This is a genomic window from Pigmentiphaga sp. MLSB6-MA01 (genome assembly GCF_058793475.1).
Map to the genome: position 1 here is coordinate 48,349 of NZ_JBXAFV010000008.1, position 16,147 is coordinate 64,495.

Genomic DNA, 16,147 nt, shown 5'->3' on the forward strand with positions numbered 1-16,147 from the left:
AGTCTTATTCGCTCGCCTTGGCCTTCAGCGCGCGCACGTTGCTGTCCGTGACGATCTGCTGGCCGGTGGTCAGGAATGCGAACAGGTCGTGGGCGAAGGCATCCAGGCGCGCCAGCAGCACGCGGTTGCTGCGCGTGAAGAAGTTGTAGGCCAGCACCGCGGGAATGGCGACGGCCAGGCCCAGGCCGGTCATGATCAGCGCCTCGCCCACCGGGCCGGCGATGCGGTCGATGGTGGCCGCGCCGCCCTGGCCGATGGAGACAAGCGCGTGATAGACGCCCCAGACCGTGCCGAACAACCCGACGAAAGGAGCGGTCGACCCCACCGAGGCCAGCAGCGTCAGGCCATTCTCGAGCTTGGAGGTTTCCTCGTCGATGACCTTGCGCATGGTACGCGTGACGAAATCGGACTGCGAACCCGCTTCTTCCAGCTTGGCCGCGCCGAACTTCGCATGATGCTGGCGGGCATAGAGGGCGTGGCTGGTCAGGTGCGAGAACGGATCGTTGGCGCCATGCGTGGTGATTTCCCGGTCCACGGCCTCGAGCGAGGTCGCGTTCCAGAAATGCTGCAGGAAGGTTTCGCCCTGCCGCCGCGAACGCATGTTCGCAAAGGCCTTGACGACGATCAGGTACCAGGTCGCGAGCGACATCAGTACCAGGATGAAGAACAGCGCCTTGCCCAGACCATCGGTCTGAGAGACGAAGTGGGCAAAGCCCAGGCTCGGGGTCTCGGTCATGTCATTTCCTGCGAATATAGAAATTGAACGGTATAAGGGTTTCCCTGACGAGCGCCACGCCGTTCTCGGTGTAGGGCTTGAAACGGCCACGTGCAGCGGCTTCCAGCCCCGCCTCGTCCAGCCGGGAGAATCCCGAGGACTTCTCCACCGTCGCCTTTTCCACCCGCCCGCTGGCGTTCACGCGTATCCGGATCAGGACACTGCCCTCTTCGGACAGACGTATCGAAGTCCTGGGGTACACCGGCTCGGGCGGAGCGCCGAGGTAATCAATGGAACCCACCTGACGCGGCTCGTTGGAGACCGGCGCCTGCGGCGCCGCCGTGCGGTCGGACGGCTCGGGCCTACCGCTGGCCGGCTGCGTCGCGGCCGGCGCGGGCGCTGGCGCGGGGGCCGGCTCCGGCGCGGGCTGCGACAAGGCGGTTTCGGAAGGAGGAGCGGGTTCGGGCGGCGGGGGGGCCGGCTTGGGAGGCGGCGGCTTGGGAGCGGGCTTGGGGACGGGCTTGGGCGGGACTGGCTTGGGTTCGGGCTTCGGGGCGGGCGGCGTGGGCGCGGGCGGCGCGGCGGCCACCTGGACCTGGGGCGCGATTTCGACGAACCTTACCTCGACCGTCTCGACCGGCTTGGCCACCTGCGGCTCGGTGTTGGCCGCCAGTATCGCGCCAACCACTGCCACATGGAGAAGCGCCACCGCGACGCCGGCGCCGACGCGCAGCCCGAGGGGGGCCGGCGTATTCCAATGCAAGGTGGCACTCATTCGAATGAATCGCGTAGCTGACCGTGAAGATTGCTACGATATCACAAATGCGACTTATTCGCAGTTAGGTAACGACGACGGCATGCCGAAACCGCGATTCCGGCCCGCCGCCTTGCCTCAATGTTCCATCGTACGCACGATCAAGGCATCGCAGGGCGTCAGATAGACCAGCCGCTCCGCCACGCTGCCGATGGCGGTCCGCAGCAGCCCCGTCAAGCCATGCGTACCCACCACCAGCAGATCGGTGGGATGGTTGCGCGCATAGTCCGGCACCGCGCCCTCGGGCATGCCATGCTGCAGGACCAGCCGCGTGCCGGCCTGCCCCGCCTGCGGCAGGTTATTGGCGATGAAGCCATCGGCCAGGCGCTCGGCCGCCCGGCGCGCCGCCTCGACCTCATCCTGGTCCGGATCGGCCTTCAGTGTGGGGTAGGCGTGGAACAGCGTCATTTGCGCACTGGGGAAGAAAGCCCTCGCCGCGTTCATCGCCTGCCGGGAGCCCTCGGAAAAATCCGTGGCCGCGACGACATGCCGGTAGGGACGATGTGGCCGCTTCTTCACGATCAGTATGGGCAGCGTCGACTCACGCGCCAGTTTTTCGACGGTCGATCCCAGCAGCAGCCGGCCCAGCGTCTCGTCACGGGCCACGCCGGTCACGATCAGGTCGCACTGCCGGCCACGCGCGGTGCGCTGGATCACATCGACGGGGTTGCCCGTCTCCAGCACCAGCTCCATCGGCACGTCCACCTCGCCCACGATGTCGCGCAGGGCGCTCTCGGCCGCCTCCTTGTCCGCTTCGCGGTTGCCACGCGCCATCAGCCGCTCGACCAGCGGCGATTCTTCGATGACGTGGAGCACGACGAGTTTGCAGCGTCGCTGGCGGGCGATGTCGATCGCACGGTCCAGGGCCCGGTCGCCGCGGGCACTCAAATCGGTGGCAAGCAAGATGCTGCAAGTATCGGTACCCATGCTGGCATTCCATTGTTGGGGGAAGACCTATCGTGCCACGACCCCGCTGGCGCGAGCCCGCCCCGGCCGGGCCAGGCTTGACCTGGATCAAGCTTGCGGCGCGCATCGGGCGGAATCGCACGAATATCTCCCCATTCCGGGGGCGAGCCACCCTCGAAATGAAACCCGCCGTAACAAAATGTGGATATTATCCCTGCTCTCGACAAACTCCGATTTGAGGGACAAATGGATCTTCTTTTTACGGCTTTGCTTGTCCTAATATGTGGTATATGCACCACAATTTTCATCAGGAACCGGCGCCGGTCGCGGCGCATGGCGAAAATCGCCCGCTGCGGCGGCACGCTTTGCGAACAATGCGAGCGCTACGTTTCCCCCGCCGCGCAGGCCTGCCGGCACTGCCTGACCCCCGTCCGGACGACCACGGCACGGCCACGGGCATGAAGCGGCCACACGACGCAGGCAGATCCACGCCCGACTCCCAGGGCCACCCGCCCCGGCCGGACGCCTCCTCGCTTCAAGATGTCTGGTCAGGCTGGACGGACGAGACGATCCCCGCCTTGTTCACGCATCTGTACCTGTTCCGACTGGCCGCGCACATGGTCCTGCCACCGGCGGAACTTCGCGCCATCGCGAACAAGGTCGGGCAGCTGACCCGCGACCTGAAGAACATGAATGACCCGGACGACGAGGGGACACCGCCGTGAAGACTTACCGGAACGGCAAAGGAAAAGGGGCTGCCCGATAGGCAGCCCCTTTTTTTGATGGTGCCGGCAAGAGGAGTCGAACCCCCGACCTTCGCATTACGAATGCGCTGCTCTACCAACTGAGCTATGCCGGCGCAAGCTTTGTGAAGCCGCCCCAGGACCCAAGAGTCCAGGCCTTCAAGGCCCAAAAAGCGCGTACTTCAAGCTAGCCCGCTATTCTAGCAAAATTTTGCGCGCGTATTCAAATGCTACTCCGCATCCGGCTGCGCATCGGGATGGGCGGCCTGGAACGCGGGCAGCGCCGCGCAATGGTCGGCGATGCGCAGCACGGTCGGCATGGCGCCCAGGTCCGACTTCAGGCGGCGGGCGTTGTAGACCTGCGGCACCAGGCACAGGTCGGCCAGCGTCGGCTGGTCGCCATGGCAGCACAATCCCGTCGAGGGCGAGTCGGCCAGCATGCGTTCGAGCGCGGCCAGGCCGCCCTCCACCCAGTGCCGGTACCATTCGTCGCGCCCCTGCTGGTCCACGCCCAACGGGCTCTTCAGGTACTTCAGCACGCGCAGATTGTTCAGCGGATGGATGTCGCAGGCAATGTTCAGCGCCAGCGCCCGCACGCGGGCACGCTCGGCCGGGCTGGCCGGCAGCAGCGCGGGCTGCGGACGCGTCTCCTCCAGGTATTCGATGATGGCCAGCGACTGGGTCAGGACATGACCGTCGTCTTCCAGCACCGGCACCAGGGCGGCTGGGCTCAGGCGACGGAAATCGGGCTGCAGCTGCTGGCCGCCATCCTTGAGCAAGTGCACCGCGAGATAGTCGTACGGCAGCCCTTTCAAGGCCAGCGCGATGCGCACGCGATACGCGGCGGAACTGCGGAAATAACCATAGAGACGCATGAAGGCTCCGTAGGACTACAGGCGGACGTTCTTGGACAAGCCCCTGGGCAGCGGGAAGGCGATGCCTTCCTCGGCGCCCGCCAGGGTGCGCACCGACGCCGCGCCCAGTTCCTTCAGGCGGGCGATGACCTGCTGCACCAGCACATCGGGCGCCGAGGCGCCGGCCGTGACGCCCACCCGGCGGCGCCCTTCCAGCCAGGCAGGATCGATATCGGCGGCGCCGTCGATCAGATAGGCGGACACGCCCTTGCGCTCGGCCACCTCGCGCAGCCGATTGGAATTGGAGCTGTTGACGCTGCCCACCACCAGCACCAGGTCGCACTCGGGCGCCATCACCTTGACAGCATCCTGGCGGTTCTGCGTGGCGTAGCAGATGTCGCTCTTCTTGGGCTCGGAAATATTCGGAAACCGGCCCTTGAGCGCGGCCGCGACCTGCGCCGCGTCGTCCACCGACAGCGTGGTCTGGGTCACGTAGGCGAGCCTCTCCGGATCGGCCACGACCAGCGCGGCCACATCCTCGACCGTCTCGACCAGATACATGCCGGCCTCGGACTGGCCCAGCGTGCCCTCCACTTCAGGGTGCCCCTTGTGGCCGATCATGACGATCTCGTTGCCGGCGGCCCGCATCTTGGCTACCTCGACATGGACCTTGGTCACCAGGGGACAGGTGGCGTCGTACACCCGCAGGCCGCGCTGTTCGGCCTCGCCACGCACCGCCTTGGATACGCCGTGGGCCGAGAACACCACCGTCGCGCCGACCGGCGCCTCGTCCAGTTCCTGGATGAAGACGGCGCCCTTGGCGCGCAGGTCCTCGACCACGTAGCGGTTGTGGACGATCTCGTGGCGCACGTAGATGGGCGCGCCATAGATCTGGAGCGCCCGTTCGACGATCTCGATGGCCCGGTCGACGCCGGCGCAAAAGCCGCGCGGCTGGGCCAGGACCACTTCCATGGGCGCCTGCGCCATCACATCACTCCAAGTATGGATACATCCACCTTCAGGGCCGAGCCGGCCAGCGGATGATTGAAATCGAACAGGGCGTAGTCCTCGCCCTGCTCCTTGAACACGCCCGAATACCGCCCGCCGTTGGGGGCGGCGAACTCGACCAGGTCGCCCGGCGCGAAGGTCTCGTCGCCCGCATGCTCGCGCAGCATCGCCAGGGTCACGCGCTGGAGCAGCTCCGGATTGCGGTCGCCATAGGCCTGCGCGGGAGCGAGGGTGAAACTGAAGCTCTCGCCTTCGCCGTGGCCGACCAGTGCCGCCTCCATGCCGGGCGCCCACTGGCCGATGCCCAGTTGCAGCGTGGCCGGACGGCCGGTGAAGGTATCGACGAACACGCCACCCGCGCCCTCGCCCGAAGCCAGCGAAATGCGGTAGTGCAGGGTTACGTAGGAGTCCTCACGGACATGAAGGGGCGTGGAGGAAGAAGATGCAGCCAAAGTGTGTCACCGTGTCGATGCTGTGCGCCAAAGCACTGATTTTACCTGTCCCGCCGCCATGCCGACCGCCCTCCCCACTCTCCAGGCCGCCCTGCCCCCCGAAGAACGTCCCCGCGAGCGCCTGCAGCGCCACGGTCCCGCCGTGCTGACCGATGCCGAACTGCTGGCCGTGCTGTTGCGCACCGGCACGCGCGGCTGCAACGCGCTCGAGCTGGGCCGACGCCTTCTGGCGCAATTCGGCGGCCTGCGGGGCCTGTTCGGCGCTTCGCGCGAGGAACTGCGGGGCGTGCCGGGCCTGGGAGACGTCAAGGCCGGGCAATTACAGGCCATCCTGGAACTCGCCCGGCGCGAACTGGCCGAGGACATCCACCGCGGCGACGCGCTGTCCCGGGCCGACGACGTGCGCCGCTACTGCGCCGCCACGCTGGCCCACCGCCGCATCGAATGCTGCCTGGCGCTGTACCTGGACGCGCGCAACCGCCTCATCACCAGCGAAATGCTGTCCCAGGGCACCCTGTCCCAGGCCACCGTCTACCCACGCGAAATCGTCCGCGCCGCGCTGCATCACCACGCCGCCTCGGTCATCCTCGCCCACAACCACCCGTCGGGCAACGCCGAACCCAGCCAGGCCGACGAACACCTCACCCGCCACGTCCGCGCCGCGCTCGCGCTGGTGGACATACGCCTGCTCGACCACATCATCGTGGCGGGCGGACAGACGACGTCGCTGGCCGAGCGCGGGGTGGTATAACCCCTCCCGTCCCGGGGCGGACATGCCGTGCCATAAACAACGAGTTGAAAAAACGACGGGTTTCGTGCTACTCTTGCGAGCTTTACGGCGTTGTCTTTGGCCCGCGAGAGCTCTCGCCCGGGGGAAAATCTAGTCCAAGGCGCTTTTTTAGCGCTGATCGACGTGGTTTTCAGCGCACGTTTTCAACGCATTCTGGCTACGCGCCGGGGCGCCTTGAGAATCCGTGCGGACCGGGTCGGCCTCCATCCCGCCAAGCCGCGCCAGAAATTCGGGGCACCGTCCGGCATCGCCGGCCCCCCGGATCCGTCTCCCGAATTCACGAAATAGTAGAAGAGGTGTCGCCATGGCACGAGTATGTCAAGTAACCGGTAAGGGTCCGATCGTGGGCAACAACGTTTCCCACGCCAACAACAAGACCAAGCGCCGCTTCCTGCCGAACCTGCAATCCCGCCGGTTCTGGGTCGAAAGCGAAAACCGCTGGGTTCGCCTGCGCGTCAGCACGAACGCCCTGCGCACCATCGACAAGAACGGCATCGAAGCCGTCCTGGCCGATCTGCGCGCTCGCGGCGAAGCCGCCTAATCCCCGGATCCACAGGAGCACACCATGGCCACCAAGGGTATTCGCGAAAAGATCAAGCTCGAGTCCACCGCTGGAACCGGGCACTTCTACACCACGACCAAGAACAAGCGCACCACCCCGGAAAAGATGCTGATCAAGAAGTTCGATCCGGTCGCGCGCAAGCACGTGGACTACAAGGAAACCAAGCTGAAGTAATCGGCTCGGTTGCGCCGGCTCCGCCGGTGTCCAGGAAAAACCCCGCCTTGGCGGGGTTTTTCTTTGTCCGCGGCAAGAGCGGCCGTCCTACGTCCCTTCCGATGCCGCGATCGTCCGCCGGGCCCGCTCCAGCACCGGCGCATCCACCATCCTTCCCTCCAGCCGGAACGCGCCCCGCTGCCCCTCGGCGGCCCGGACCACGCCGCGGGCCCAGGCCAGCTCCGCTTGCGAAGGGCTGAAGGTGTCGTTGACCACGGCGACCTGCGCGGGATGCACGCACAGCATGCCGCCCATCCCCGCCCCGCGCGCCCGCGCCGCCTCGGCGCGCAAACCCTCGATATCGTCCAGCTTCTGGTGCACGCCATCGAGCGGCGCGGGCAGGTCCGCCGCGCGCGCGTGGAGCAGCAATCGGTGCCGGGCATCGTCCAGCACCGCCCGGCCAGAGGCCGATTCCACGTCCAGCCCCACATCCAGCGCGAAATCCAGGCTGCCGAACACCAGGCGCCCCACCCCCGGCGCGCCGGCGATCGCTTCCAGCGCCAGCACGCCGCGCGCGCTTTCGATCAGCGGCCACACGGGCCGGCCCGCTGCCGCCGCGCGGGCCACGTCCGCCGCGGTTTCCGCCTTGGGCAGCATGACCGCCGCCACCGCCGGGCTACCGGCGCACAGCGCGATGTCCGCATCGAAATAAGGCGTGCGGACCGCATTGATGCGCACCGCGACCCTCCGGTCCTGGCACCTGGCCAGCGACGCCGCCACGGCCTCGCGCGCAGCCGCCTTGGCATCGGGCTCGACCGCGTCCTCCAGATCCACGATGACGACATCCGCGCCGCTGGCCAGGGCCTTGGGCAGCCGCTCGGGACGATCACCCGGCACGAACAGCGCGGAACGCACGCGCTTCATGCCCCCACCGCCCCGGCGGCACGCAAGGCCTCGACATCCTGCTCGCCATAGCCGAGCTCGGCCAGGATGGCAGCGGTATGCTCACCCAGCGCCGGAATGGAATCCATCCGGGCGTCATAGGCTCCGCCGCTGCCCGGCGGCAGCAGCGCGGGCAGCGTACCGGCGGGGCTGCCCACCCGGGTCCAGCGCTGGCGGGCCGCCAGTTGCGGGTGGGACCAGACCCCGGCCATGTCGTTGACGCGCGCATTGGCGATCTGGGCCTCGTCCAGCGCCGCCATGACCTGGTCGGCGGTCATGCCGGCGAACACTTCCACGATGATCTCGCGCAACGCGGACCGATGCTCGGTGCGCCGCGAATTGGCATCGAAACGGGGATCGCCGGCCAGCTCCGCCCGCCCCAGCACCCGTTCGCAGAACACGCGCCATTCGCGTTCGTTCTGCAGGCCGAGCATCACGATGCCGCCATCGCCGGCGGGAAATGGCCCATAGGGATAGATGGTCGCGTGCGAGGCGCCCGAGCGCGGCGGCGGCGGCGCGCCGTCGAACGCGTAGTACATGGGATAGCCCATCCACTCGACCATGCTCTCCAGCATCGACACGTCGACTCGGCTGCCCTTGCCCGTCGTGGCCCGCAGCAGCAGCGCGGCCAGGATGTTGGAATAGGCGTACATGCCGGCAGCGATGTCGGCCACCGAGGCCCCCGCCTTGGAAGGCTCGTCCGGCGTGCCCGTGACCGACAGGAAGCCGCCTTCGCTCTGTATCAGCAGGTCGTAGGCCTTCTTGTCGCGATACGGACCGCTGTCGCCATAGCCGGAAATATCGCAGACGATCAGCCCCGGATGGCGCGCGTGCAGCGCCTCGAACGACAGCCCCAGCCTGTCGGCGGCGCCGGGCGCCAGGTTCTGCACCAGCACATCCACGCGGGGCAGCAACCGCTCCACCACCTCGCGCGCGCCGTCCTGCTTCAGGTCCAGCGCCAGGCTTTCCTTCGACCGGTTGGTCCAGACGAAATGAGAGGACAACCCTCGGACGCGCTCGTCGTAGCCGCGCGCGAAATCCCCCGTCCCGGGGCGCTCGATCTTGATGACGCGCGCGCCCAGATCAGCCAGTTGGCGCGTGCAGAACGGCGCCGCGATCGCGTGCTCCAGGCTCAGCACGGTGATGCCGTCCAACGGACGCGGCGCCGCGGGCGAAAGGGATACGGGCACGGGATTCCCCTCCTGTCGCCGCGCGGCATCCTCCCCGTGGGAGGACGCGCGCCCTTCAGGTGGTCGGGCGGGTGCGCTCATGAAGCCTCCGGCAGAAAATCGGACAGGTCGCGCGCGTGCCGCAGGCTCCACAGACGCGGGATCCAGGCATCGATCTGCGCCGGCGTCGCGGCGCCGGAGAAGGCCGCCAGGCGCCGCAGCTTGGTTTCCAGTTCGGGGCGCGACAAGGTGTTGTCGGGGTCGCCCTTGGGACTGTCGATGGCGGCCGCCAGGCGCCGGCCGTCGCGCGTCTCCACCTCGACCCGCCCCAGCCAGCGGGCGGGATAGGCGCGGTCGACCTCGTCGTCCAGCACCATGGTCGTGCGCCGCCGGATGTCCGCCACCGCGGGATCGGTCAGCGCATGGTCGCGGAATTCCTCCAGGCCGGCGCGGCCATGGACCGCGATCAGCCCCAGCACCGCCCCCATGGAGAACTTGGCCTGGTGCACGGTGCCCGGTTCATCCACATTGCCCAGCACGTCGATGGCCGCACGGTGCACCCGGGCGCGGATGGATGCGATGTCGCCATGGGCGATGCCTTCGGTCCGCATCAGGTGCAGCAGCGCATCGGCGGCCGGATGGGTGTGGCGGCACGAGGCATGGAACTTGAACGATGTCTCGAGCGTGGCCCAGCGCTGCCCCAGGCGATCGCTCAGCCGGCCCGGGTCCGCGTCCGAGGACATGCCCGCCGCCATGCCCTGCCGGCCCTCGAGCACGCCGTGCGCGCCGGTCAGGCCGTCCTGCGCCAGGTAGGCGGCCAGGAGGCCATTCGCGGCCGCCTGGCCGGTATGGAGCTGCTTGGAATCCGCCGCCTCGCGCAGGAACTCCCACAACCCCGAAGCCTGCGTTCCCGCCGACCCCAGCGTATGCGCCAGCGTCCGCGCGTCCTGCCCCAGCAGCTTGGCCACGCCGGCCGCGGCCGCAAGCGTCCCCACGGTGCCCGTGGTATGAAAGACCCGGTAGTGCGACCGCCCCAGGAATTCGCCGATGCGCACGCCGGCCTCGTAGCCGGCCACCGCGGCCAGCAGCAACTCGCTGCCCGACTTGCCCAGGTCCTGCGCCGCGGCGAAGACCGCCGGAAACACCACGGTGGCCGGATGCAGCACCGAACTGTTGTGGAGGTCATCCTGCTCGACCAGGTGCGAAGCGGCGCCGTTGACCAGCGCGGCGAAATGCGCCGACGTGGTCCGGCGATTGGTCAGGATGACACAGCGTCCGTGCGCCGGCCCCATCGCGGCGGCATAGCGCTCGAACAGCGGCACGGGATGCCCGCCCTTGCCGGCCAGTGCCGAAGCCACCCAGTCCAGGAACAGGTCTTCGGTCCGGTCCACCAACGGCGCGGGCAGATCCTCGACACGCAGCGCCGCCACGAATTCGCACAGCGCGCCGGTGGCGCTTTCCCGCGCGAGACTGATCTTGTCCATGGACATGCCTCAGAAAGAACGCGGCAGCCCCAGCAGGTGCTCGGCCACGTAGGAAAGAATGAGATTGGTCGAGATCGGCGCCACCTGATAGAGGCGGGTCTCGCGGAACTTGCGTTCGACGTCGTATTCGCAGGCGAAGCCGAAACCGCCGTGCGTCTGCAGGCAGACGTTGGCGGCTTCCCATGAGGCCTTGGCGGCCAGGTACTTGGCCATGTTGGCGCTGGCGCCCGCGTGCACGCCGCCGTCATATTCGCGGCAGGCTCGCCAGCGCATCAGATCGGCGGCCTCGACCTCGATGTGGGCCTCGGCGATCGGGAATTGCACCCCCTGGTTCTGCCCGATCGGGCGGCCGAACACTTCCCGCTCGCGGGCATAGCTGCGCGCGCGCTCGATAAACCAGCGACCGTCGCCGATGCACTCGGCGGCGATCAGCGTGCGCTCGGCATTCAGTCCATCCAGGATATAGCGAAAGCCCTTGCCTTCCTCGCCGATCAGGCTGTCGACCGGCAGTTCCAGGTTGTCGAAGAACAGCTCATTGGTTTCGTGGTTGACCATGTTGGCGATGGGGCGCACCTCCATCCCATGGCCGATGGCCTGGCGCAGGTCGACCAGGAAGATCGACATGCCCTCGGTCTTCTTGGCGACGTCGGCCAGGGGTGTGGTGCGGGCCAGCAGGATCATCAGATCCGAGTGCTGCACGCGCGAGATCCAGACCTTCTGCCCGTTGACGACGTAGCGGTCGCCGCGCCGCACGGCGGTGGTCTTGATCCGGGTCGTGTCGGTGCCGGTGGTCGGCTCGGTCACCCCCATGGATTGCAGGCGCAGTTCGCCGCTGGCTAGGCGCGGCAGGAAATGATCCTTCTGGGCCTGCGATCCATGCCGCACCAGCGTGAACAGGTTGTACATCTGCCCATGCACGGTGCCCGAGTTGCCGCCGCAGCGGTTGACCTCTTCCAGGATCACCGAGGCCTCGGACAGCCCCAGGCCGGATCCGCCGTACTCGGCGGGGATCATGGCGCCCAGCCATCCGGCTTCGGTCAGCGCGCGGACGAAGTCTTCGGGAAAGCCCCGGACCTCGTCGATCCCGCGCCAGTAGGCGGCGTCATAGTGGGCGCACAGCGCGCGCACGCCCTGGCGAATGTCGTCGTACTCTTCCATGCGGTCTCCGATGTGTATGCTTCTATCGTCCGCGGCCCGTGTCCGTGCCCGGGCCGTCGTGGTTCACCTGGGCTCGTAGCGCAGCTCGCCGCGCTGGATGACGCCCTGCGCATTGCCGGCCCAGACCTGGGCCACTCCGTTGTCCGCCATCCGCCCCGCCGCCTCGAAGGGCGTGGGGGCGATCAGCGGCCGCACGCCCCGGTACGAAAAATGCGTCGGCCGCAGCGACGGATGGGCGCGCACGAAGGCTCCCACCAGTAGCGTCGCGATGAGCGGACCGTGCACCACCAGGCCGGCGTACCCTTCTTCGGCGGTAGCGTAGGGCCAGTCGTAGTGGATGCGATGGCCGTTGAAGGTCACCGCCGAATACCGGAACAGCATGGTCGAGGTGGGAACGATGGCCTCCGACCATCCGGCCGGCGGCAAAGGCCCGGGGTCGGCCGCGCGCGGCGGGGACGGCTCGCGGTAGACGATGTCCTGCTCCTCGCGCACGGCTACGCGGCCACGCTGCAGGTATTCATGCTGGACGGTCACGAACAGCAGGGCACCGGTGCGTCCGGTTTTTTCTGCCACCGACAGGATGGTCGAGGTACGGCGTGCGTCCTCGCCCACCGCCAGCGGATGGATGAATTCCAGCCTGCCGCCAGCCCACATGCGGTGGCGGCCCGCTGCGGGCGGCAGGAAACCGCCACGGGCCGGGTGGCCATCGGCGCCCAGCCCGCCGGCCTCGACGGGCTCCTGGAAATACGCCCAATGCCACAACTCCGGCAATCCGGCGCCCGGATGCGGGACCGGCTGCCCCAGCGTGGCGCCGATGCGCCGGGCCAGGCCGTGGCTGATCTGGTCCGTGCTTGTCTCGGTGCGCCCGGTCCAGTCGCCGGGCTCGATGGGGGTATCCCTGGTCACTGACGAGTCTCCTGTCCTTGCATTGCGGACGCCAGCATGCGCGCGCCGCGGCCTTCTGTAAATTTGCGTTTTTCCGACCCTGCCTTCGCAAAAACAGAAGAGCCGCCGTAGAATGCGGACTTTCCCTCGACGCACGCCATGCACTTCGATCTGGCCGACCTGCGCCTTTTCATCCACGTGGCCGAAGGCCCCAGCCTGACCCAGGGCGCCCGCCGCGCCCATTTGTCGCTGGCTGCGGCCAGCACTCGCATCAAGGCACTGGAAACCCAGCTGGAAGCGCGGCTCTTGTACCGCAACAGCCGCGGCGTGGAACTGACACCCGCGGGCGTCAGGTTGCTGGAGCACGCCCGCGCGGTCATGCGCCAGGTCGATTTCCTGAAAAGCGAATTCTCCGACGGCGGCGCCGGTTCGACCGGCCATATCCGCATTTATGCCAACACCACGGCGGTGACCGAGTTCATGCCCGAAATCCTGGCCCGCTTCCTGGCCGACCGGCCAGGCGTCACGGTCGATCTGCAAGAGCGGCTGACACGGGACATCATCCGGGGCGTCATGGACGGCTCCACCGACCTGGGCATTACCGCCGGCCCCATCGTCGCGCCGGGCCTGCAGCGGCTGCACTTCAGCACCGACCGCCTGGCGCTGGCGGTACCCGTGGGCCACCCCCTGGCCGGACGCAAGCAAGTCACGCTGGACGACACACTGCAATTCCCCCACGTCAGCCTGCACGAGGGAAGCACCATGCTGAACTTCCTGCGCGAACAGGTGGAAAACCGCGGGACGACGCTCACGCTGCGCATCCAGGTATCGGGCTTCGAGGCCGTCTGCCGCATGGTGGAAGCAGGCGTGGGCATAGGCGTCCTCCCGGAATCGGCGGCTCGGCGGCACCAGCGGACCATGCGGCTGGAGATCGTCGCGCTGGACGAACCGTGGGCGGTGCGCGAACGCGACATGCTGGTGCGCAAGCTGGAGGCGCTGCCGGCATGCGTGCGCGCGCTGATCGACGCCGTGCGCGGCTACGCCGCCGCCACCCCGGCCGGTTCACGCTAGAAGGCGCTTCGCACCGCCCCTCGGCGCTCCACGGCCGGCGGCTTCACACCGTAACCTTGAAAGCGCCCACCAACTTGTGCAACTTGGCCGTCGAAAAGCGCGTCTGCTCGGTCGAGTGCCCCGCCTCTTCGATGGCCTGGCGCATGACCTGCGCGGCCAGCCTCATGCGATCGATCTGCTGGCCGCTCAGGCGGGCCCCCTGGGCAATCTGGCCGATGGTGTCGAACATCCTGTCCATGACTCCGTCCATCTCGCCACGGTCGGCGGCCGTCCCGGCGGCCAGGCGGAAGCCCTCCTCCATCTGCTCCAGCCCGGACTCCATCATCCGCACCGATTCCTTGGCTTCCTGCTGCACCTTGCTGATCATCGCGTCGATCTCGGCCGTGGCCCTGGCGGTGCCGTCGGCAAGCTTGCGCACCTCCTCGGCCACCACGGCAAAACCACGTCCTGCCTCGCCTGCGCGAGCCGCCTCGATGGCGGCGTTGAGCGAAAGCAGATTGGTCTGGCGGGCGATCGCGGCGATCATGGTAACCACGCGGCCGATCTCGGTCGTGCTGGTGTCGAGCTGCACGATGCGGTCGGCCGACGCTCCCACCGACTCGCGGATCAACCCCACGCGCGCCTGAAGAATGTCGAACTGCTGCGCGGCCCTGGCCCGTTCGACGCTGACCACCTCCTGCATCGAACGAGCGTTCTGCGTCGCGGCGTCGATTTCCGCGCGCTGCTGCCCCAAGGATTCCAGCATGGCCTGGGTCGCGGCCACCATCTCGTGCGAAGCCGCCGCGCTGCTCCGGCTTTTCTGCTGCAGAGACTCATTGGAGCGGCTGATTTCGTCGGTCGTGCTGACCACCCGGCCGATGGTGTGATCGAGGACATCGATGAAGCTGTTGACCCACTTGGCCACCGTGGTGGTCTCGTCGACGCGGCCGTCCGGCACGGGCAGCCGCTGGCGCAGGTTGCCGCCTCCCTCGGCAATGGCGCGGATGACCGCGGTAGTGCCGCGGATGCGTTCGGACACCGGACGGATGCCATACCGGTGAAAGACAACGGTAGCCGCCATCGCCCATGCCGTGGCCGCCACGATCGACCACGCTGCCGGCAGTTGCGTCCCGGCAAACTCCAGCGCCAGCACCACGGCCACCGTCGACCCCATGGCCAGGCCATGCAGGCGCATCAGGCCGAATCCGATACTGCGATAGCGATAGACCTCTTCCAGGTCGCCCTCGCACATCATGCCCCAGGTATCGGGCGACCCCGCCAGCGTGAACGTCACGCCCTTGCCGATGACCGGCACATGCCGATAGTCCGAATAGCCGGGATAGGTGACGAACAGATTCTCGCGGTTGCGTATGGTCTCCCGCACGCCCGGGTGCAACTGTCCGGTCGCGGGATCGGTGAACAGCAACTCCAGCTCGGTATGCCCGCGCACGCTGACCACGCCGAACGGCGTACGCACGCCCTGCTTGAGATTGTCGCCATGGGAAAAGGTGGAATCCTCGAAACGCGAGCGCGACAGCGCCGTACCCGGCCTGACGGCCGGATCGAAGCACGATTCGACCATGAAGACGTAGTTGTCGCCCGATTCGCGAAAGACATGCCCGGCTTCGCGCTGGATGAGATCGCCCAGCACGTCGTTGGGTACGCGCCCGCACAGGGCACCCACGGCCACCCCGTCCCGCATGATGGGCTGGTAGAACATCAGCGTGACCGCGTCGTGGAAACGCGAGGTGGACGGCAGCAATGCCGCGGTGACCGGATCGCTGTACGGGCCATGCAGAAAGGGCTGCCGCAATCCGGCGGCCACGGCCGCCGGCAACAGGTCCGTCGCGTCGATGCGCGACGGCGCGGTCGAGGCCAACACCCGGCCCTGGGCATCGATGACGAAAAGCTCGGAGAAATCGGCGGCCATGGCCTGCCTGTCAGCCAACCACGAGGACCGCGCCACCGGAAACCCATGCGCCAGTTGCCCGGCCGCGGCATCGAGTTGCGCCCACAAGTGATCCGCCCAGTTTTTCAGGATGGCGACACGTGTTTGCGCGATGCCTTCGAATCCCGCCTCGGTAGCCGCGTAGCGGTCGCGGTTGAGCCAGGTGGACCAGCCCATGGCGATCTTCCCTGTCCTGCCCCACCACGGCAGCCAGGATCGTTCGCTTCGGCTCAATGACATCCGTTCACTTTTCAGCATGATGATTCTTCTCCCGGCGATGGCATGGACAAGGGCCAACGACCGCATCCACTTCCTCCCGCGCACGCACCACCCCGGGGATCAGTTCCTCACCCTGGGGCGCACGCGCATGGGACACGTGCGTGGAAAAGGGATCGATGGGCCTCCCTCGTGCCCTAGCAAGCGGCGGACCAGCGCCCCCACGCGCGAAAGACTAAAATCGCGGGCTTGCGCGGCAGGAGCCGCACCGCTTCCCCGCCGGCCCGCCGCGCGGGCG

At 67.7% G+C, this 16,147-nt stretch carries 17 protein-coding genes and 1 tRNA gene; 5 read left to right on the forward strand and 13 right to left on the reverse strand.

Annotation, left to right across the window (positions count from 1 at the left end):
• Nucleotides 1-4 precede the first annotated feature (4 nt).
• The 3 genes from AC1Q6E_RS14475 to AC1Q6E_RS14485 all read right to left on the reverse strand — a co-directional run bounded on the left by AC1Q6E_RS14475 (nt 5) and on the right by AC1Q6E_RS14485 (nt 2,456).
• Nucleotides 5-736 (reverse strand): MotA/TolQ/ExbB proton channel family protein, encoded by a 732-nt coding sequence (locus AC1Q6E_RS14475; RefSeq protein WP_152796157.1) that lies wholly within the window; start codon nt 734-736, stop codon nt 5-7.
• A 1-nt stretch (nt 737) separates the two neighbouring features.
• Nucleotides 738-1,490, reverse strand: coding sequence for an energy transducer TonB (locus tag AC1Q6E_RS14480; RefSeq protein WP_492572990.1), 753 nt, complete (start codon nt 1,488-1,490; stop codon nt 738-740).
• 117 nt (nt 1,491-1,607) lie between these two features.
• The gene (locus AC1Q6E_RS14485; RefSeq protein ID WP_152797397.1) at nt 1,608-2,456 is read right to left on the reverse strand and encodes a universal stress protein; all 849 of its coding nucleotides are present in this window, start codon (nt 2,454-2,456) and stop codon (nt 1,608-1,610) included.
• Nucleotides 2,457-3,013: 557 nt separating this feature from the next.
• Between AC1Q6E_RS14485 and AC1Q6E_RS14490 the strand changes: the two genes are divergently transcribed.
• On the forward strand, nt 3,014-3,160 hold the full coding sequence (locus AC1Q6E_RS14490) for a hypothetical protein (RefSeq protein WP_296557604.1): 147 nt from the start codon (nt 3,014-3,016) through the stop codon (nt 3,158-3,160).
• Between the two features lie 58 nt (nt 3,161-3,218).
• On the opposite strand, the gene AC1Q6E_RS14495 is transcribed toward AC1Q6E_RS14490, so the two are convergent.
• The 4 genes from AC1Q6E_RS14495 to AC1Q6E_RS14510 form a co-directional block, all read right to left on the reverse strand.
• Nucleotides 3,219-3,294: transfer RNA gene (locus AC1Q6E_RS14495), tRNA-Thr, on the reverse strand.
• A gap of 114 nt (nt 3,295-3,408) precedes the next feature.
• Nucleotides 3,409-4,053: a maleylacetoacetate isomerase gene (gene maiA / locus AC1Q6E_RS14500; protein WP_152797410.1), complete on the reverse strand. Its 645-nt coding sequence runs from the start codon at nt 4,051-4,053 to the stop codon at nt 3,409-3,411.
• Between the two features lie 15 nt (nt 4,054-4,068).
• The gene (gene ispH, locus AC1Q6E_RS14505; RefSeq protein ID WP_152797411.1) at nt 4,069-5,019 is read right to left on the reverse strand and encodes a 4-hydroxy-3-methylbut-2-enyl diphosphate reductase; all 951 of its coding nucleotides are present in this window, start codon (nt 5,017-5,019) and stop codon (nt 4,069-4,071) included.
• A complete protein-coding gene (locus AC1Q6E_RS14510; RefSeq protein ID WP_492572991.1) occupies nt 5,019-5,492 on the reverse strand; it encodes an FKBP-type peptidyl-prolyl cis-trans isomerase in 474 nt (157 codons plus the stop codon). The genes ispH and AC1Q6E_RS14510 overlap by 1 nt, the downstream gene beginning before the upstream one ends.
• 58 nt (nt 5,493-5,550) lie before the next feature.
• On the opposite strand from AC1Q6E_RS14510, the gene radC reads away from it, so the two are divergent.
• From radC to rpmG, 3 genes are all read left to right on the forward strand, one after another.
• The gene (radC, locus tag AC1Q6E_RS14515; RefSeq protein WP_152797413.1) at nt 5,551-6,243 is read left to right on the forward strand and encodes a RadC family protein; all 693 of its coding nucleotides are present in this window, start codon (nt 5,551-5,553) and stop codon (nt 6,241-6,243) included.
• A gap of 343 nt (nt 6,244-6,586) precedes the next feature.
• On the forward strand, nt 6,587-6,823 hold the full coding sequence (gene rpmB, locus AC1Q6E_RS14520) for a 50S ribosomal protein L28 (protein WP_152797414.1): 237 nt from the start codon (nt 6,587-6,589) through the stop codon (nt 6,821-6,823).
• 24 nt (nt 6,824-6,847) lie between these two features.
• Complete coding sequence (gene rpmG, locus AC1Q6E_RS14525) at nt 6,848-7,018, forward strand: 50S ribosomal protein L33 (RefSeq protein ID WP_124690269.1); 171 nt, start codon at nt 6,848-6,850, stop codon at nt 7,016-7,018.
• Nucleotides 7,019-7,105: 87 nt separating this feature from the next.
• Here the strand turns inward: rpmG and AC1Q6E_RS14530 are convergent, their stop codons facing one another.
• The 5 genes from AC1Q6E_RS14530 to AC1Q6E_RS14550 all read right to left on the reverse strand — a co-directional run bounded on the left by AC1Q6E_RS14530 (nt 7,106) and on the right by AC1Q6E_RS14550 (nt 12,656).
• Entirely contained in the window at nt 7,106-7,921 is an 816-nt protein-coding gene (locus AC1Q6E_RS14530; RefSeq protein WP_492572992.1) for an HpcH/HpaI aldolase/citrate lyase family protein, read from the reverse strand.
• Nucleotides 7,918-9,129 carry a CaiB/BaiF CoA transferase family protein gene (locus tag AC1Q6E_RS14535; RefSeq protein WP_296557615.1) on the reverse strand — a complete coding sequence of 404 codons (1,212 nt, stop codon included), beginning with the start codon at nt 9,127-9,129 and terminating at the stop codon, nt 7,918-7,920. Before AC1Q6E_RS14535 ends, AC1Q6E_RS14530 begins: the two co-directional genes overlap by 4 nt.
• Nucleotides 9,130-9,206: 77 nt before the next feature.
• A complete protein-coding gene (locus AC1Q6E_RS14540; protein ID WP_152797417.1) occupies nt 9,207-10,592 on the reverse strand; it encodes an MmgE/PrpD family protein in 1,386 nt (461 codons plus the stop codon).
• 9 nt (nt 10,593-10,601) lie between these two features.
• Nucleotides 10,602-11,750, reverse strand: a complete 1,149-nt coding sequence (locus AC1Q6E_RS14545) for an acyl-CoA dehydrogenase family protein (RefSeq protein ID WP_152797418.1) — start codon at nt 11,748-11,750, stop codon at nt 10,602-10,604.
• 63 nt (nt 11,751-11,813) lie between these two features.
• On the reverse strand, nt 11,814-12,656 hold the full coding sequence (locus AC1Q6E_RS14550) for an HTD2 family dehydratase (protein WP_492572993.1): 843 nt from the start codon (nt 12,654-12,656) through the stop codon (nt 11,814-11,816).
• Nucleotides 12,657-12,794: 138 nt separating this feature from the next.
• On the opposite strand from AC1Q6E_RS14550, the gene AC1Q6E_RS14555 reads away from it, so the two are divergent.
• Nucleotides 12,795-13,706, forward strand: coding sequence for a LysR family transcriptional regulator (locus AC1Q6E_RS14555; protein ID WP_296557621.1), 912 nt, complete (start codon nt 12,795-12,797; stop codon nt 13,704-13,706).
• Between the two features lie 43 nt (nt 13,707-13,749).
• Here AC1Q6E_RS14555 and AC1Q6E_RS14560 read toward each other — a convergent pair whose 3' ends face one another.
• Nucleotides 13,750-15,891 carry a methyl-accepting chemotaxis protein gene (locus AC1Q6E_RS14560; RefSeq protein WP_492572994.1) on the reverse strand — a complete coding sequence of 714 codons (2,142 nt, stop codon included), beginning with the start codon at nt 15,889-15,891 and terminating at the stop codon, nt 13,750-13,752.
• Between the last annotated feature and the right edge of the window lie 256 nt (nt 15,892-16,147).

Excerpts from the sequence above, each read along its gene's own strand:
- AC1Q6E_RS14475 (WP_152796157.1), bottom strand. The coding sequence starts at position 736 with ATGACCGAGACCCCGAGCCTGGGCTTTGCCCACTTCGTCTCTCAGACC.
- AC1Q6E_RS14480 (WP_492572990.1), bottom strand. The coding sequence starts at position 1,490 with ATGAGTGCCACCTTGCATTGGAATACGCCGGCCCCCCTCGGGCTGCGC.
- AC1Q6E_RS14485 (WP_152797397.1), bottom strand. The coding sequence starts at position 2,456 with ATGGGTACCGATACTTGCAGCATCTTGCTTGCCACCGATTTGAGTGCC.
- maiA (WP_152797410.1), bottom strand. The coding sequence starts at position 4,053 with ATGCGTCTCTATGGTTATTTCCGCAGTTCCGCCGCGTATCGCGTGCGC.
- ispH (WP_152797411.1), bottom strand. The coding sequence starts at position 5,019 with ATGGCGCAGGCGCCCATGGAAGTGGTCCTGGCCCAGCCGCGCGGCTTT.
- radC (WP_152797413.1), top strand. The coding sequence starts at position 5,551 with ATGCCGACCGCCCTCCCCACTCTCCAGGCCGCCCTGCCCCCCGAAGAA.
- rpmB (WP_152797414.1), top strand. The coding sequence starts at position 6,587 with ATGGCACGAGTATGTCAAGTAACCGGTAAGGGTCCGATCGTGGGCAAC.
- rpmG (WP_124690269.1), top strand. The coding sequence starts at position 6,848 with ATGGCCACCAAGGGTATTCGCGAAAAGATCAAGCTCGAGTCCACCGCT.
- AC1Q6E_RS14530 (WP_492572992.1), bottom strand. The coding sequence starts at position 7,921 with ATGAAGCGCGTGCGTTCCGCGCTGTTCGTGCCGGGTGATCGTCCCGAG.
- AC1Q6E_RS14540 (WP_152797417.1), bottom strand. The coding sequence starts at position 10,592 with ATGGACAAGATCAGTCTCGCGCGGGAAAGCGCCACCGGCGCGCTGTGC.
- AC1Q6E_RS14545 (WP_152797418.1), bottom strand. The coding sequence starts at position 11,750 with ATGGAAGAGTACGACGACATTCGCCAGGGCGTGCGCGCGCTGTGCGCC.
- AC1Q6E_RS14555 (WP_296557621.1), top strand. The coding sequence starts at position 12,795 with ATGCACTTCGATCTGGCCGACCTGCGCCTTTTCATCCACGTGGCCGAA.
- AC1Q6E_RS14560 (WP_492572994.1), bottom strand. The coding sequence starts at position 15,891 with ATGCTGAAAAGTGAACGGATGTCATTGAGCCGAAGCGAACGATCCTGG.